Annotated in this window: 19 protein-coding genes; 8 read left to right on the forward strand and 11 right to left on the reverse strand. The window is 67.8% G+C overall.

The genetic code is table 11. The features are described 5' to 3' along the window. Positions 1-14: 14 nt before the first annotated feature. Genes FOB72_RS25995 through FOB72_RS26020 form a run of 6 tightly spaced genes read left to right on the forward strand, consistent with a single transcriptional unit; the run spans position 15 to position 4,741 of the window. Positions 15-422 (forward strand): Zn-ribbon domain-containing OB-fold protein, encoded by a 408-nt coding sequence (locus FOB72_RS25995; protein WP_150375647.1) that lies wholly within the window; start codon positions 15-17, stop codon positions 420-422. After that, on the forward strand, positions 419-1,588 hold the full coding sequence (locus FOB72_RS26000; protein ID WP_150375649.1) for an acetyl-CoA acetyltransferase: 1,170 nt from the start codon (positions 419-421) through the stop codon (positions 1,586-1,588). Before FOB72_RS25995 ends, FOB72_RS26000 begins: the two co-directional genes overlap by 4 nt. A gap of 26 nt (positions 1,589-1,614) precedes the next feature. Further along, positions 1,615-2,286, forward strand: a complete 672-nt coding sequence (locus FOB72_RS26005; protein ID WP_150375651.1) for a 3-oxoacid CoA-transferase subunit A — start codon at positions 1,615-1,617, stop codon at positions 2,284-2,286. Further along, positions 2,283-2,951 carry a 3-oxoacid CoA-transferase subunit B gene (locus tag FOB72_RS26010; RefSeq protein ID WP_150375653.1) on the forward strand — a complete coding sequence of 223 codons (669 nt, stop codon included), beginning with the start codon at positions 2,283-2,285 and terminating at the stop codon, positions 2,949-2,951. Before FOB72_RS26005 ends, FOB72_RS26010 begins: the two co-directional genes overlap by 4 nt. A gap of 43 nt (positions 2,952-2,994) precedes the next feature. Next, positions 2,995-3,957, forward strand: coding sequence for a tripartite tricarboxylate transporter substrate binding protein (locus FOB72_RS26015; protein ID WP_150375655.1), 963 nt, complete (start codon positions 2,995-2,997; stop codon positions 3,955-3,957). 49 nt (positions 3,958-4,006) lie between these two features. Continuing rightward, positions 4,007-4,741 (forward strand): GntR family transcriptional regulator, encoded by a 735-nt coding sequence (locus FOB72_RS26020; RefSeq protein WP_150375657.1) that lies wholly within the window; start codon positions 4,007-4,009, stop codon positions 4,739-4,741. Positions 4,742-4,744: 3 nt separating this feature from the next. Here the strand turns inward: FOB72_RS26020 and FOB72_RS26025 are convergent, their stop codons facing one another. Beyond that, positions 4,745-5,071: an NIPSNAP family protein gene (locus FOB72_RS26025; RefSeq protein ID WP_150375659.1), complete on the reverse strand. Its 327-nt coding sequence runs from the start codon at positions 5,069-5,071 to the stop codon at positions 4,745-4,747. Between the two features lie 122 nt (positions 5,072-5,193). Between FOB72_RS26025 and FOB72_RS26030 the strand changes: the two genes are divergently transcribed. Then, entirely contained in the window at positions 5,194-5,910 is a 717-nt protein-coding gene (locus FOB72_RS26030) for an SDR family oxidoreductase (protein ID WP_150375661.1), read from the forward strand. 9 nt (positions 5,911-5,919) lie between these two features. Here FOB72_RS26030 and FOB72_RS26035 read toward each other — a convergent pair whose 3' ends face one another. The 3 genes from FOB72_RS26035 to FOB72_RS26045 all read right to left on the reverse strand — a co-directional run bounded on the left by FOB72_RS26035 (position 5,920) and on the right by FOB72_RS26045 (position 8,898). Continuing rightward, the gene (locus tag FOB72_RS26035; protein WP_150375663.1) at positions 5,920-7,005 is read right to left on the reverse strand and encodes a phytoene/squalene synthase family protein; all 1,086 of its coding nucleotides are present in this window, start codon (positions 7,003-7,005) and stop codon (positions 5,920-5,922) included. Between the two features lie 99 nt (positions 7,006-7,104). After that, positions 7,105-7,767 (reverse strand): DsbA family oxidoreductase, encoded by a 663-nt coding sequence (locus tag FOB72_RS26040; protein ID WP_150375665.1) that lies wholly within the window; start codon positions 7,765-7,767, stop codon positions 7,105-7,107. Positions 7,768-7,848: 81 nt separating this feature from the next. Further along, positions 7,849-8,898: an aldo/keto reductase gene (locus FOB72_RS26045; RefSeq protein ID WP_150375667.1), complete on the reverse strand. Its 1,050-nt coding sequence runs from the start codon at positions 8,896-8,898 to the stop codon at positions 7,849-7,851. Positions 8,899-9,091: 193 nt separating this feature from the next. Here FOB72_RS26045 and FOB72_RS26050 point away from each other — a divergent pair, with 193 nt between their 5' ends. Then, positions 9,092-10,069, forward strand: a complete 978-nt coding sequence (locus tag FOB72_RS26050; protein ID WP_150375669.1) for an AraC family transcriptional regulator — start codon at positions 9,092-9,094, stop codon at positions 10,067-10,069. Positions 10,070-10,071: 2 nt separating this feature from the next. On the opposite strand, the gene mdcH is transcribed toward FOB72_RS26050, so the two are convergent. Genes mdcH through mdcA form a run of 7 tightly spaced genes read right to left on the reverse strand, consistent with a single transcriptional unit; the run spans position 10,072 to position 16,243 of the window. Beyond that, complete coding sequence (gene mdcH / locus FOB72_RS26055; protein ID WP_150375671.1) at positions 10,072-10,995, reverse strand: malonate decarboxylase subunit epsilon; 924 nt, start codon at positions 10,993-10,995, stop codon at positions 10,072-10,074. After that, complete coding sequence (locus tag FOB72_RS26060) at positions 10,992-11,693, reverse strand: malonate decarboxylase holo-ACP synthase (protein WP_150375673.1); 702 nt, start codon at positions 11,691-11,693, stop codon at positions 10,992-10,994. The genes mdcH and FOB72_RS26060 overlap by 4 nt, the downstream gene beginning before the upstream one ends. A 3-nt stretch (positions 11,694-11,696) precedes the next feature. After that, the gene (mdcE, locus tag FOB72_RS26065; protein WP_150375675.1) at positions 11,697-12,518 is read right to left on the reverse strand and encodes a biotin-independent malonate decarboxylase subunit gamma; all 822 of its coding nucleotides are present in this window, start codon (positions 12,516-12,518) and stop codon (positions 11,697-11,699) included. Next, positions 12,515-13,366: a biotin-independent malonate decarboxylase subunit beta gene (locus FOB72_RS26070; protein WP_150375677.1), complete on the reverse strand. Its 852-nt coding sequence runs from the start codon at positions 13,364-13,366 to the stop codon at positions 12,515-12,517. The genes mdcE and FOB72_RS26070 overlap by 4 nt, the downstream gene beginning before the upstream one ends. Beyond that, the gene (locus FOB72_RS26075; RefSeq protein ID WP_150377428.1) at positions 13,363-13,683 is read right to left on the reverse strand and encodes a malonate decarboxylase subunit delta; all 321 of its coding nucleotides are present in this window, start codon (positions 13,681-13,683) and stop codon (positions 13,363-13,365) included. The genes FOB72_RS26070 and FOB72_RS26075 overlap by 4 nt, the downstream gene beginning before the upstream one ends. 2 nt (positions 13,684-13,685) lie before the next feature. Continuing rightward, a complete protein-coding gene (locus FOB72_RS26080; protein WP_150375679.1) occupies positions 13,686-14,585 on the reverse strand; it encodes a triphosphoribosyl-dephospho-CoA synthase in 900 nt (299 codons plus the stop codon). Further along, complete coding sequence (gene mdcA / locus FOB72_RS26085) at positions 14,585-16,243, reverse strand: malonate decarboxylase subunit alpha (RefSeq protein ID WP_150375681.1); 1,659 nt, start codon at positions 16,241-16,243, stop codon at positions 14,585-14,587. Before mdcA ends, FOB72_RS26080 begins: the two co-directional genes overlap by 1 nt. Positions 16,244-16,256 lie beyond the last annotated feature (13 nt).

Consider the following 16,256-nt stretch of genomic DNA (forward strand, 5'->3'; position numbering starts at 1 on the left):
CAGCGAGACATACCATGCCCAAACCCACCGCTCAGGACGGCACGCAGCCCGTCGGTCCTGAACAAACCTATTTCCGCTATCTGCAGGCCGGCGAATGGCGCGTGCCGAAGTGCCGCGGCTGCGGCACGTTCGTGTTCTTTCCGCGCGTGAACTGCCTGGCCTGCGGTGCCGACACCTTCGACTGGGTCGCGCCTGCCGGCGGCGGCACCATCTACTCGACCACGGTCATGCGCCGCCCCGCCGAAGCCGGTGGCGATCGCAACCTGTGCCTCGTCGATCTCGACGAAGGCTTCCGCATGATGAGCCGCGTCGATGGCGTCGATGCGACGGTCCCGAAGATCGGTGACCGTGTCCGCGCGACGGTGCGCAAGGACGGCGACACTCACCTCGTGGTGTTCGAACGCGCGGAGGCGGCGGCATGAGCGACAGCAATCTGCGCGGGGCCACCGCGATCGTCGGGGTGGGACAAGCCGGCATGGGCACGGCCCATGGCTTCACCGAAATGGAGATCCTCGCCCAGGCCGCCGCGCGCGCGGTGGCCGACGCCGGCATGACCATGGCCGATATCGACGGCCTGTGCACGTGCAGCGCCTCGGCGACGATGTGGGGCATGCCCGTGGCCGAGTATCTCGGCATTCGCCCGACGTTCCTCGACAGCACGATGCTAGGCGGCTCCAGCTTCGTGGCCCATCTGCTGCCCGCGATGCACGCGCTTGCCTCGGGCGAATGCAATGCGGTCCTGGTCTGCTACGGCAGTACCCAGCGTACGGGCGCCGTCGATCGCGCTGCCGTGACGAAGATGCGCCAGGTGCTCGATCCCCAGCCCTATGAAACCCCTTACCAGCCCATGCAGCCGATCAGCGCCTACGCGCTGGCCGCCGCGCGCCATATGGCGCAGTACGGCACCACGCGCGAACAGCTCGCCGAAGTCGCCGTGGCGGCGCGTGCGTGGGCGCGCCTCAATCCGGAGGCGTTCTCGCGCGATCCGCTGACCATCGACGACGTGCTGTCGTCGCGCATGATCTGCGACCCGCTGACCATTCGCGACTGCTGCCTCCTGACCGACGGCGCCGGCGCATTCGTCCTCGTGCGCGCCGATCGCGCCAGGGACACGCCCCACGCGCCGGCATACGTGCTCGGCAATGCGTCGGCCATCTGGCACCGCCAGATCTCCTCGATGCACGACCTGACCGTGACCGCCGCGCAGGAATCGGGCGCGCGCGCCTATCGCATGGCCGGCGTCGGCAAGGACGATATCGATCTGCTATGCCTCTACGATGCATTCACGATCAATACCATTCTCTTCCTCGAAGATCTCGGCTTCTGCCCCAAGGGCGAAGGCGGCAACTTCGTGAGCGGCGGCAATATCGCGCCCGGCGGCTCGCTGCCCGTCAACACGAACGGGGGCGGCCTCTCGTTCGGGCATCCGGGCATGTATGGCGTGTTCCTGATCATCGAGGCCGTGCGGCAACTGCGCGGTGAAGCGGGCGAACGCCAGCAACGCGCGGAGATCGCGCTCGTGCATGGCAACGGCGCGACGCTCTCGAGCCAGTCCACGGCGATTCTCGGCACCGCGGCCGCGCTGTAGCCGCAACGCTTCATACGGGACACGACATGATCAACAAGATTGCACCCACGCTGCGCGACGCGGTGGCGGGCATCCACGACGGCGCCACCATCATGGTGACGGGCTTCGGCGATGCCGGGCTGCCCGTCGAACTGCTCCATGCGCTCATCGAGCAGGGGGCGCGCGACCTTACCGTCATCAGCAACAACGCCGGCACCGGCACCACGGGCCTAGCCGCGCTGCTGGCGGCCGGACGCGTGCGCAAGATGATCTGCACCTATCCCAAGTCCTCGGGCGGCGACGTGTTCCGCGCGTTGTACAAGGAGAAGAAGATCGCGCTCGAACTCGTACCGCAGGGCACGCTGATCGAACGCATGCGCGCGGCCGGCGCCGGCCTTGGCCCGTTCTATACGCCGACCGGCTACGGCACGCCCATCGCCGAGGGCAAGCCGCAGACCGTGTACGACGGACGCGGCTACGTCCTCGAGGAGCCGCTGCACGCGGACTTCGCGCTCGTGAAGGGACACCACGCCGACCGCTGGGGCAACCTCACGTACCGCCTTGCGGCGAGGGGCTTCGGCCCCGTGATGTGCACGGCCGCCAAATGCGCGATCGTGCAGGTCGATGAGATCGTCCCGCTCGGCACGCTGCCGCCCGAGCAGATCGTGACGCCGGGAATTTTCGTGAGCAGGGTCGTGCGGAAGGACAGCCAGCAATGAACACCATCAAGAAACTGAGCCGCGACGCGGTCGCGCAACGCGTGGCCGACGATATCGCGCCGGGCAGCTACGTGAACATCGGCCTCGGCATGCCGACGCTGGTCGCGAAGTACCTCGACCCGAAGAAGGAGATCGTGCTCCACAGCGAGAACGGCATCCTCGGCATCGGCGACCTGACGCCCGGCGACGAAGGCGACGAAGACCTGATCAACGCCAGCAAGGCACGCGTGCAGCTGATTCTCGGATCGTCGATCTGCGACCAGTCGCTGTCGTTCGCGATGATGCGCGGCGGCCATCTCGACGCCACGATCCTCGGCGCGTTTCAGGTGTCCAGCGACGGCGACATCGCAAGCTGGGCCACCGACGACACCGAAGGCGTGCCGGGTATCGGCGGCGCGATGGACCTCGTGGCCGGCGCGCGCAAGGTCATCGTGGTGATGGAACACACCACGCGCGAGGGCAAGCCCCGGCTGCTCGAGCGCTGCACGTTCCCGCTCACCGGCAAGGGCGCGGTCGACGTCGTCTACACCGATCTCGCGGTCATCGCGGTGGATCCGGAAAAGGGCTTCGTCGTGCAGGCGATGGTGGAAGGCATGACGCCGCAGGCGTTGCAGGCCGTGACCGAGGCACAGCTTACGTTCGCGGAACCGATGATCAGACTTTGACCTGGAAAAGCAGATAGTTGGCCAGACAGATGGAGCGAGACAAATGAACAACAAGATCAGACAATTTATCGGCGGCGTGCTGTTCTCTGCCGCCACGGCCGCGAGCGCGGCCGCCTTCCCCGATCGGCCGATCGAGCTCGTGATTCCGTACCCGCCCGGCGGCACCGCGGATGTGGTCGCGCGGCCGCTGTCGGCCGGATTGCAGAAGGCGCTCGGCGTGCCGGTGGTCGTGCAGTACAAGGCCGGTGCAAGCGGCTCGATCGCGACGCAGTATGTCGCGCGCGCCAACCCCGACGGCTACACGCTGGTCATGGTGCTGGCCGCGCATGCGATCAACCCGAGCCTGTATCCCAATCTGCCGTACGACTCGGTCAAGGACTTCGCGCCCGTCTCGATGGTCGCCAAGCTCCCGCTCGTGCTGTACACCAATCCCAAATTCGGGCCGAAGACCGTGCAGGAGTTCCTGAGCTACGCAAAGGCGCATCCGGGCCAGGTATCGGTGGGCTCCGCCGGTAACGGCAACACGAGTCACCTTGCGCTGGAGTTGTTCTCGACGATGGCCGGCGTGAAGCTGCTGCACGTGCCCTACAAGGGCGGCGGCCCGTCGATCGCCGCCGCGATGGGCGGCGAGGTGAACGCGGTGTTCGCCGGCCCCGACAGCCTGAACCAGGCACAGGCCGGCAGGCTGCGCGTGATCGGCGTGACCAGCACGCAGCGGCTGTCGCTGACGCCCGACACCCCGACCATCCAGGAGGCCGGCCTCAAGGGCTATGAGGTGGAAGGCTGGTATGGCCTGCTGGCGCCCGCGGGCACACCGGCACCGGTCATCAACACGCTCAACAAGGCCGTGGCGCAGGTGCTGGCCGACCCGCAGTTCCGCAAGACCGTGGGCGATCTCGGCTATGTGCCGACCGGTTCCACGCCGAGCGGATTCATGGACTACGTCAAACAGGAAATGACGCGGTGGTCGAAGGTGGTGAAGGACGCGAACATCAAGCTTGAATGACGCGGCCACGGTTATATAATCCGCAGGCCATTCACCCAGTGACGACGTCATGAAGCCGCGTTACCTCGAGCTGACGGGGCAGTTGCTGGAAGAAATCGCTTCCGGTGCGTACCCCGTCGGCACCAGCCTTCCTGGCGAACTCGACCTCGCAGACAAGTACGGGGTCAGCCGCGGCACGATCCGCGCCGCGCTGGATCAGATACAGACACTTGGCCTGATCTCGCGCCGCAAGCGCGTGGGCACGCGCGTCGAATCGCTGACGCCGCGCCCGCCCGAATACGCGCCCAGCATCTCGACCATCGACGAGCTGATGCAGTACAGCGCGAACACGGAACGCGCGATCCACAGCGTGCGGCATCTGGTCGTCGATATCGACATGGCGCAATACCTCGGCTGCGAACCCGGCACGCGCTGGATGGAGATTCAGGCGGGCCGGGTCGATCCCGCGCGCCCCGACCGCGCGGTGACGTGGTACTACGTGTACGTGCGCAGCGTGGATGGCGAAAAGATTCGCCGCAAGCTCCGGCAAACCGACCAGTTGATCTGCGACCTCGTGTGCGAGGTCAACAACGGGTATGTGCAGGAGATTCGCCAGACCGTTCGCGCGGTCGGCATTCCGGAAGCACTCGCCGGACGCCTCGCCGCGGAACCCGGCGCGCACGCCTTGCAGTTCGTGCGGCAATACTACGACCAGGCGGGCACGCTGATCGAGGTTTCGGTGAGCCTGCAGCCGGCGGACCGGTTCGCGTACACGACGGTCCTCCACCGCCGGCCGCAGGGATAGCCCTCAGCGCAGCGCCGAGAACGCGGTTGGCGCCAGGAAGTGGTTCTCGATGCGTTCGACGATGGGCCGTTCCGCTTCGGTCGCCGCGCGCGCGGCGATCCATTCCTTGTCGGCCTGGAACGCATTCCACTTTTCCTCGCGCTCGGCAAGACTTTCCCACTGGAGCATGTACGTCAGCGCGTGATTGCTCGGGCCCGCCAGCGTGGTCCAGAAACCGATCTGCCTGATCCCGTACTTCTCGAAAAAGCCCAGCGTGGTGGTGTTGAAACGGTCCAGCAGCGCCGGCAGGCGCGTCGGGGCACAGTGGTAGATGCGCATCTCCACGATCATGTGTTTTCTCCGTTATCGCGTTGTTGTCTTGTTCAGGGTCTGACACCGGTCTCGTCAGCGAGATCGGCGCCAAGATGGCATTATCGCGATTACCGCAGAAAAATCGACGGGAGATTTGCCACATGAGCGATACCACCGTGCTGATTACTGGCGCCTCCAAGGGGATCGGGCTCGCGATCGCACGCCAGCTCGCCGCGCAGGGACACCAGGTCGTCGGGCTCGCGCGCCACGTGGAAGGCGTGACGTTCCCCGGGAAGCTGCTGGCCTGCGACCTCGCGGACGTGACGCGGACGCAGGACGTACTGGCCTGTCTGTCCGATACCTACGAAGTGGACCGCATCGTCAACAATGTCGGCATCGCCAGTCCGCAGCCGCTTGGCGCCATCGACTTCGGCACGCTGCAGCAGGTGCTGGACCTCAACGTGCGAGCGGCCATCCAGGTCACCCAGTTCTTCGTGGAGTCGCTCAAGCAGCGGCGTGCCGGGCGCATCGTCAATGTCGTGAGCCGGGCGATCCACGGCGGCTATGACCGCACCGCCTATTCGGCCGCCAAGAGTGCACTGGTTGGGTGCACCCGCACGTGGGCGCTCGAACTCGCGAGCCATGGCATCACGTCGAATGCCGTGGCGCCGGGCCCGATCGAGACCGAATTGTTCCGCAAGTCGCGCCCCGTGGGCAGCGAGGGTGAGCGCAAGATCCTGGCGTCCATTCCGATGGGCCGGCTCGGTACGCCCGATGAAGTCGCCGCGGCGGTGGGCTTTCTGCTTTCGGATGCGGCCGGCTTCATCACCGGACAGGTGCTTGGCGTGGACGGCGGCGGCAGCATTGGCGGCCGCTGATCGCCCCCTTCAATGACGCAGGCTCGCCTCGATGTCGGCGAACAGCCGCTCCGCCCAGTTGCGGATCCGGCCATCCCAGCTGACGGTCGTCAGTGAATACGCAAGGATGCGATACACGTCGTTGCGCTGGATCTTCGACGCCTGGCGCGGATCGAGCCACGCCGGGTTACGGGCCAGCAATACGAGCGTTTCCAGTCCGATAAAGATCGGCCACAGGCTGGCCAGCCGCAGGCGCAGGGCGCCGCGCGGAATCGCGAGCGTATAGGCCAGCGCCTCGCGGTAATGGTCGAGTGTCTTCCGCAGCAGCGCGTCGAGCACCGGGCGCGCGCGCCGGGAGGCATCGGGGCCGAGCAGATCCTGCGGTGTCAGACCGAGCGGCGACAACAGTTCCAGTGGCAGATAGCAACGCCCGATACGCAGATCCTTGCCGCAGTCGCGCAACACGTTGGTCATCTGCAGTGCCTTGCCGAAGCGCACACCCCGCGCGAGCATCACTTCGGGCAGCTCGCGCAGCGTGCCCGGCAGATGGGCATAGGTCATCGTGGTCCAGAACTCGCCGACGCAGCCCGCCACGAGGTAGGTGTAGCGATCGAGCGCCTCGGCCTCGCGCAGTGCCACGATCTCGCCCGCGTTCTCGTCGGGGAACGTGCGCAGGTCGAATTCCATCCCGCTCGTCAGCGTCGTGAGGATTTCCCGCACCGCCTGCCGATCCGGGCTTCCGAGTTGCTGCAAGACGTCGAGTGCCGGCCCGAGCGACTCGAGCAGCGTGCGCTCGTCGGACTGGATCTGCTGGGTACCCACTTCCGCCGCCAGCTGTTGCAGCAGCCGGTCGCGGCGCGCGCCCGTCCCTTCCTGCACGCCGTCCGCCGGCGGCACACCCAGAATCTCGTCCCGAAACGCCATCAGCAGCGCGAGCCGCCGCGTGGGCGAGACCAGCGAGGTGTCGGCGATGGTATCCGCCGCGCGCGCCAACAGATAGGCCAGCCCGATGGGGTCGCGCATGCCTGCCGGGAGGATGCGCATGGTCAGGTAGAAGGAGCGCGAAACGCCCTTGAGCAGGGGACCGAGCAGGAACGCCCGGGTGTTGTCGGACATGGAAACCGCGTGGGTGGGGGAATGTGATCCGCGATTGTATATGGCAACCGCGCCCCCACCCGAAACCGACCGGGCCGGGGCGCCCACGCGGCCGTGCGATCAGTCCGGTGTGCCCGACTTCGCGACAATCTCGCGAATGGCCTGCTCGAACGCCTCGGGCGGCTGGCCGCCGGTGACCAGATACCGATCGTTGAAGATGATCGACGGCACCGACTGGATGCCCATGCGCTGGTAGTTGGCTTCTTCCTCGCGCACGTCGTCCGCATAGGCGTCCGTATCGAGCACCGTGCGGGCCTGCGCGCGGTCGAGGCCGGCCGCTTCCACGGCATCGAGGAGCACGTCGTGGCTCGACGTGTCCCGGTTGTCGCCGAAGTAGCTGCGCAGCAGCGCCATCTTGAGCGCGAGCTGCGCGCCCGCCGGGCCATCTTCACGCGCCCACTGCAGCAGCCGGTGTGCGTCGAACGTGTTGTAGATATGCGTGCGCGCGCCGAACGTGAAGCCGACGCTCGCGCCGCGCTCGCGGATCATCGCCTGTGCCTCGAGCACCTGCGCCTCGGTGCGGCCATACTTGCGGCCGATATGCTCGACGATCGGCTCGCCCTCCGGAGGCATCTGCGGATTCAGCTCGAACGGGTGGAGCACGATCTCCGCGGACACTTCGTCGCCCAGGCGCTCGAGCGCGCGCTGCAGCGACGACAGGCCGACCGCGCACCATGGGCACGCCACATCGGAGACGACGTCGATCTTCAGGGATTGGGTCATGATGCGTAACCTGTAAAACCACAAGTTGACCATCTTAGCCATTTTCGGAAAACCCTGCCGACCGACGGTCTTTCCCCTTTGTCAGCGCGCCTCGAAGGCCGCCAGCTGCTGCAGGCGGCGCTCGCCCTGGTACTTCAGCATCCAGCCCGGGTACTCGGGCGGCAGCGCGCTGACCTTGTCCAGCATCTCGAGCTCTTCCGCGTTCAGGCGCACACGCGTGGCCGCGATGTTGTCCTCGAGCTGGTCCATGCGCCGCGCGCCGATGATCACCGACGTGACGACCTTCTGGTGCAGCAGCCATGCCAGCGCGATCTGCGCGACGGATACCCGGCGGGTGTCCGCGATCGCGCGCATCGTGTCGATCGCGTTGTATGCGCGATCGACGTTGACGGGCGGAAAGTCGAACGTCGTGCGGCGGCTGCCAGTCTGCGCGTCGCGGTCGCGCCCGTATTTGCCGCTGAGCAGCCCGCCCGCGAGCGGGCTCCAGACCATCAGGCCCATGCCCTCGCACTGGAGCATCGGCGCGATCTCCCGTTCGAGATCCCGGCCGGCGATCGTGTAGTACGCCTGCAGCGATGCAAAGCGCGGCAGGTCGCGGTGCGCCGAGATGCCAAGCGCTTTCATGATCTGCCATGCGGTCCAGTTGGACACGCCGACGTACCGGACGTGGCCCTGGCGCACGAGCAGGTCCAGCGCATGCAGCGTTTCCTCGATCGGCGTGGCCGGGTCGAATCCGTGCAGCTGGTACAGATCGATATGGTCGAGCTGCAACCGCTTGAGGCTTGCCTTGGCCGCGTCCAGCAGATGGTGCCGGGACAGGCCGCGCGAGTTGATGCCGCGGGTGCCGGACTCGCCGAAGCCCTTCGTGGCGACGATCACGTTCTCGCGCGGCACATTGAGGTTACGCAGCGCCTGGCCGAGGATGACTTCCGAATTGCCGTCGGAGTAGACATTGGCCGTGTCGATGAAGTTGATGCCCGCTTCGATGGCACCCGCCACGATGCGGTCCGCTTCCGCCTGCTGCACGGTACCGATCTGGCTCCACACGGCGCCATCGCCACCGAAGGTCATCGTGCCGAGGCAGAGTTCCGACACGAACAGGCCCGTATTGCCGAGAGTGTTGTAACGCATGGTTCCGACTCCTTTCCTGCGAAGTTGCAGGGCGAATTATGCGAACGCCAACCCCCTTCTGAGGTGCCGGATCCTATTGTCTTTTTGCACGATCCTCCAGACCTGCTACTGGAGGATTGGGCAGGATTGCATTCCGGTATAAGCTGCAAACAGTCGCTTCCGATGCGTATCCTCTCGCCCCTTTGCGCCCACCATGCCCGCTATTGCCCAATTGTTGCCCCGTCCTCCCGCAGACGCGCCGCATTCGCCCGCACCGGCGGGCGCGCCCTGCATGGAGGATCTGGCACGCGCCGAACTCGTGACGCTGCTCACGCGGCTTACGGGCGACCTCGAGGGGTCCACGGACACCGCGGTGCCGGGACTGTCGATCCACCGCGTCTGTCATCCGGGAACACCCAAGCACGTGCTCCAGCAATCGGCGTTCGCGGTCATCGCGCAGGGGTCCAAGCGTCTGCTGATCGGCGACGAGGTCTACGAATACGATCCGATGCATTACCTCGTGTCGTCGGTCGATCTGCCCGTGCTGTCGAAGGTGTCGACGTTCAGCCCCACGCAGCCTTACCTCGGCATGCGGCTGACGATCGATCCCGAGGAGATCGGCACGCTGATCGGCGACGAGCATCTGCCGCCGCCCACACCGGCACACGCGCCGCGCGGCATGTACGTGCAGCGGCTCGATGCCACGCTGCTCGACGTCGTGCTGCGACTGCTCAGGCTGCTGGAAACCCCGCGCGATATCCCGATCCTCGCGCCGCTCGTGCGACGGGAACTGCTGTACCGGCTACTGATGAACGGTCAGGGCACGTTGCTGCGGCAGAGCGCGCTCAAGGACAGCCAGATGCATCGGGTGGCGCGCGCGATCCGGCTGCTGCGCGAGCGCTATGCGCAGCCGCTGCGTGTGGAGACGCTGGCGCGCGACCTGCATATGAGCGCGTCGTCGCTGCATTTCCACTTCAAGGAGGTGACGGCGATGTCGCCGCTGCAGTACCAGAAGCACCTGCGCCTGCAGGAGGCGCGGCGCATGATGCTGGCCGGCGACGTCACGGTGGCAATGGCCGCGCATACGGTCGGGTACGAGAGCACGTCGCAGTTCAGCCGCGAGTACAGCCGGCTGTTCGGCGCGCCGCCGTTGCGGGACAAAAAACGCTGGATCGAAGAGGGTATGGCCTAGCGCTACGCCTCGCGGTAGCGCGCCGCGAGCACGAGCACGCTGTCCACGCGCGTGTCGGCGCAGGCCACCGCCACCTCGAACTCCGGTGCGGCAAGCCGGGTCAGGACATTGCCCGGTGGCATCTCCACCGCGAGCCGCATGCCCGTCTCGCGGGCAAGCTGCATCGTGTCGTGCCAGCGCACGGGTAACGCCATATTGCCGGCCAGGTCCTCGACGATGCGCGCCGGATCGCGCAACTGCCGCGCGGCGCTCGCGCTGAAATACCGCATCTTCGGCCGCCCGGGCGTGACATCCGCGAAAGCGCGCGCCAGCGCCTTCGCCTGCGGCGCAAGCAGCGCGCAATGCGAGGGCACGGCAATCGCCACGGGCTTGGCCGCATGCGCGCCCGCCTCCATGGCCAGCGCGGACACCCGCGCCATGGCCGCGGCCTCCCCCGCGATCACGAATTGCGCGGGCGCGTTGAGGTTGGCCAGATAGACGGGGCTTTCCGCCCCATGGACCGACGCAATGATCCGCTCGAGCGCAGCCTGGTCGAGCCCCAGGATCGCCGTCATGCCGTAGCCCTGCGGGTACGCATCCTCCATGAGCTTGCCGCGCAATGCCACCAGCCGCACCGCATCGCCGTAGTCGAGCACGCCCGCGATCACGGCGGCCGGAAACGCGCCGATCGAAAGTCCCGCGACGGCGTCGGCCTCCGCGCCGGCGTCCAACAGTACGCGTGCCGTCGCCACCCCCGCGGCGAGCAGGCACAGCTGTACCGAAACGGTCGACGCCAGCGCGTCGGCGGTATCGAGTGCGCGGATATCGCGGCCGAGCACCTCGCTGGCCGCCTCGAGCGTGCGCGCGACGATCGGGTGATCGGGCAGCGTGTGGAGCATGCCCGCGCGCTGGGCGCCCTGCCCCGGAAACGTCAGCAGCGTGCTCATGAGGCGCCGGATATCGATGACGGATGCGGCGCGTGCGAAGGATCCCACGGATCGTTGCAGAGCACCGGACCGCGATCGGTCTTGAGCAGCACGCGCCCGCCCGTGCGCAGGCGTTCCGCGAGCGCGAACCCGCCGTACGGCGTGGCAATCTGGATATCGAGCCTGACGCCATGCGCCGACTGGGCGAGCGCGGCAAGCTCGCTCATCCACTGCATGTCGTCGTGCGTCAGCGGCGCGGACGCGGTGATCAGCAGGTCGATATCGCTGCCGGCATGCAGCACGTCGATGCCCGAGGCGAGGCTGAAGCCCACGGCACCCGTCAGGCCCCAGTGCCAGTGACCCGCGGCGGCACGGGAATCGAGGCGCCGCGAGATCCCGGCCAGTGCCTGCAACGCGGAGATTTTCTCATGGCGCGGATGGTCGCGCCAACCCGCCTGCCGCGCGACCTCGCCCGGCGTGACCACGCGCGCGCATTGTTCGCTGCGCAGCCACCCAGCGTGCCGCTGCGCGCGCGTGATGCCGCGCAGCCCGACCGGAATGCGCCCCGCATCGTCCCGGTCGCGCCGCACGACCACCGGCGCGCGCGCGAGCCACGCGGCATCGGCCCACGTGGGCAGCGCGGCACCCAGCGCGCATTCCACCACGAACGCGTGCGGATCGCCCAGCCAGATGAGGTCATGCGGCCGCGGCGCGTCCATCGGTCATCCGCGCCACTGCGCGGCCAGGCATTCGCGTACGCGCGACGACGCCTGCCGGTTCTCGCCGCCAAGCCTGCCGCGCAGATCGCGATGCGGATCGGCCGCGATATCGGCCAGCGCCGCGTCGATCGTGCCGCGCACGGCAGCCAGATCGTCCGCGGTCGGCGCGGCGGCCTCGGCCACGGGAATCGTCTTCCACAGCAGCCCCAGCGATGCATAGTTGTCGATGTCGTAGGCCATCGGCGGCACGGTCGCGGCGAACGCTTCCAGCGCCTCGACCGAACGCATCGTGATGCGCGCGGCCGCTTCCTTGCCCATCGCGTGCACCTGCACACCGCTATCCGCCAACGCCAGAAGGCGATTCGCCTGATAGCCATGCGCGAGGAACGCGCCGGACATCGCCTTGCCCACCAGCAGCGCCACGACCGGATGACCGCCGAGCCGCGCGGTGGCGTACGCATCGGCCGCGCTCGCCAGCGACTGATGAATGCCGAACGCCTCCTCGCGCCGGCCATAGGCCTGGCTCGGCGTATCGACGATCGCGACGATCGGCCGCTTGACCGCGGCATCGCGATCGGCCGCCACGACCTCCTGCACTGCGCGTGCGAGCGACCAGCCTTCGAGCAGCCCCACTTCGCCGCGACGCGCGCGCGGGAACGCACTGTCCGCATCGGGCACCACGGCGATAAAGCGGGCCGGTGCGCCGCCCATGCGCGTATCGACCACCTGCACCGAACGCGGGAATCCCGCAACGCGCGGCGCGTTGGACGTCAGTGCCGCGAGCCACGCTTCGCCGCGCTGGCTGCCTGCTGCATCGTTGCTCATGATTGACCTCCTTGCCCATACAGCTTGCGCACCGTCTTCGGTTCGGGTTGGGACGATGCATCGTAATCCGCGAGCCGATGCAGATAGTCGTCCTGCCGGCGGCTGCGCACGTCTTCACTGGCCGGCTGGCCCACGAGCGTCGCCACGGCATCGCGCACGGCGGCCGAGTCGTCGTCCACGTACACATCGGCGAGCCCCGTGGCCAGCCGTTGCTCGCCACCGGTAAAGCTCCAGATGAACGGCCGGTCGCGCGAATCGTATTCGGCGATGCCCGCTTCCTGCTCGATCACGGCGGGGCCATTCAATCCGAGGCGGCCCTCGCGGGTCATCACGAGCTTGCTGCAGAGTCCCGCCGCGATCGACATGCCGCCGAAACAGCCCACCGTACCCGCGATGACGCCGATGACGGGTTGATAGCGACGGAGATCGACGATCGCGGCATGAATCTCCGCAATGGCCGCGAGCCCGAGGTTAGCTTCCTGCAGCCGCACGCCACCGGTCTCGAACAAGATGACCGCACGCGTGGCGATGCCCTGCCGGTTGTCTTCGGCCGCGAGCTCCAGCGCGCCGGCGAGCTTGGCACCGCCGACCTCGCCAAGGCTGCCGCCCTGAAAGGCACCTTCGATCGCCAGTACCACCGTCGGGTGACCGCCGATCGTGCCCTTGGCCACGATCACGCCGTCATCGCCCTGCGGCACCACGCCCTGGCGCTCGAGCCACGGCGATACCAGCCCATCGAACGGACCGGCGAGTTCGCGGAACGAGCCCGGATCGAGCAGCGCCCGCGCCCGTGCGCGCGCACCGAGTTCGACGAAGCTTTCGCGCGACAGCAATGCGGTCTGCGTCATGATGCCTCCTTGCCGGACGGGTTCGCCGCCAGTTGCTCGAACGCTTCGGCCAGCCGCATGCCCACCACGCCGGGCGTCGCGCCGAAGTCGTGAATGCGGATGCGCATGGCCGCGCGCGGCTCGGCACGGAACACGCGCGACAGCTGCGCGTCCCAGACCTTGCCGTAGCCATCGACCGACGTCGTGACGTCGATCGCCGTCTTGCCGGACTCTCCCGGCTCGATCAATACCTCGAGATCGCCGGAGCCGACCACGCCCACGAGCACGCGTTGCGTCGCCGGGTCGCCAGCGGGGTATTCGAACTGGAGTCGTTCCATCATCAGTCTCCGTGAATGTCGTTGCACCGCACGTCATCATGCGAGGACAGGCGGTCAAGGAATAAGGTGGCGGCCAGCAGGTCGGCGGCACCGCCGGGCGACGCACGCCGCGCGAGCATGCCCGCTTCGAGCGCGCGCAACTGCCTGCGTCCGCACACCGTGCCCACGCCCCCCGCCTCCAGCACCGCGGCCGCGCCGGCCTGCATATGCGCAAGGCCTTCGCGGCCCGCGCGCGCCAGCACGCAGGTATCGTCGAGCGTGGCCATGATCGCGAGCAGCGCATTGAGGCGGGCGCTCGGTTCCGCGGCGCCGCGCGCTCGGCTCGCGTGCAGCGTCGGCAGTCCGTGATGCATCACGTGCGGAAAACCGGCCTCCGCCTGCCCGCGGGCGCCGCTCACGCCGTACACACGGCATGCGAGCTCGCCCTTGTTGCCCGTATGCGCGGGGCGATGCCGGTCCGCGTGGCCGGCGATGGCCGCCGCGATCGCCGCCACCGTGCGCGCGTCGTGCGTCGATGCCAGCGCCGCGGCACCGACCAGAAGCCCGAGGCACCAGATCGCGCCGCGATGCGTATTGATGCCGCGCGTCGCGGCCATCATCGTGACTTCAGCCTCGCGGCCCAGCGCGCCGAGCCGCTCTCGCAGCGACTGGTCGGGTACGCCCGCCTCCAGCGCGGCGGCGGCCATGGCCGCGAACGCGGGCCGCAGGCTATGGGCGGACGTGCGCATGAGCGCGAGCGTCAGGTCCGTGTGCGCGCCGCTGCCGCGCGCGTCGACGAGCCCCGGCTTGGGCGCAAGCGCCGCCTCATCGAGCAGCGCGCCGACGGCAAGGCTGGCGAGCATCGAGGCCCGCAGCGGCGGCGACAGCGCGTCGGCAACGGGCTGCAGCATGGGCGTTGCCATTACCAGCTCCTGAAGCGTGCGGGCGGCTCGTACAATCCGCCCGACCATTCGACGAGGTCGGCCATGCTCTTGGCGGCGAGCAGCGAGCGCGTGGCCTCGCCGCGATGCACGCCGAGATCTTCGGGCAGCGCGATCAGCCCATCGGTGCGCATCTGGCGCGTCGTGGCCGGATCGTGGCGCAGGCCGATCGGCGTGACCCCCGCCACCGCGGCAATCATCCTGCGGCGCTCCTCGAGCGAGCGCGCCTTGTACAGATAGGCGATGCCCTCTTCGGTCAGCACATGCGTCACGTCGTCGCCATAGATCATCACGGGCGCGAGCGGCATGCCGCTGTCCTTGGCCACCTGCACGGCGTCCATCGACTCGACGAACGTGGGCTTGCCGCCGGCCTGGAACGTTTCCACCATCTGCACGACGAGCTTGCGGCCGCGCGCGAGCGGATCGTCGGTCTCGATCAGGTCCAGCCACGCCGGCGTGGCATGGCGCCGGCCGCCGGGGTTGTGCCCCATGTTCGGCGCGCCGCCAAACCCCGACAACCGGCCTCGCGTGACCGTCGACGAATGACCGTCACCGTCGATCTGCAGCGTGGAGCCGATAAACAGGTCCACCGCGTACTGGCCCGCCAGCTGGCAGATCGCGCGGTTGGAACGCATCGAGCCGTCCGCGCCCGTGAAGAACACGTCGGGCCGCGCGGCCACGTAGTTCTCCATGCCGAGTTCGCTGCCGAAGCTGTGCACGCTCTCGACCCAGCCGCTCTCGATGGCGGGAATCAGCGTGGGATGCGGATTGAGCGTCCAGTACTTGCAGATCTTGCCCTTGAGGCCGAGCTTCTCGCCGTACGTCGGCAGAATCAGCTCGATGGCCGCGGTATTGAAGCCGATACCGTGGTTCAGCGACTGCACGTTGTGGCGCTCGTAGATCCCGCGGATCGCCATCATCGCCATCAGCACGTGCACGGGCTTGATCAGGCGCGGGTCGCGCGTGAACAGCGGTTCGCAGAAGAACGGCTTGTCCGCCTGCACCACGTAGTCGATCCAGGAGCCCGGGATATCCACGCGCGGCATGTCGGCGGGATCATCGACGATCTCGTTGACCTGCGCGATCACGATCCCGTCGCGGAACGCGGCCGCCTCGACCAGCGCCGGTGTGTCCTCGGTACTGGCCCCGGTATAGAGATTGCCCTCGCGGTCCGCCTTGTAGCCGGCGATCAGCACCACCTGGGGCGTCAGGTCGACATAGAGGCGCGAGTACAGCTCGATATAGGTGTGAATGGCGCCGACTTCGAGCTGGCCATCGGCCAGGAACTGCGAAATCCGCAGGCTCTGGGCGCCGGCATACGCGAAGTCGAGCTTGCGGGCGATACCGCGCTCGAACAGATCGAGGTGCTCCACCCGGCTCACGCTGGGGATGATCATATGCAGGTCGTGGATCCTGCCCGGATCCACTTCCGCCAGCGAGCGGGACAGGAAATCGGCCTGCTTCTGGTTATTGCCCTCGAGCACGACGCGGTCGTGCGGGGCGGTGACGGCCTCGAGAAACGGCACGATATCGCCGGTGGGCACCACCTTGCCGTCGGCAAAGCGGGCGCCCAGCGCCTGGCGGCGGCGCTTCTCCGCGCGGCGCGTGTCCCATTGTCTGTTTGCGGTGAGCGTTGGCATCGCGTCTCCATGG

This window comes from Cupriavidus pauculus, from assembly GCF_008693385.1.
In the GTDB taxonomy this organism is placed as follows: domain Bacteria; phylum Pseudomonadota; class Gammaproteobacteria; order Burkholderiales; family Burkholderiaceae; genus Cupriavidus; species Cupriavidus pauculus_D.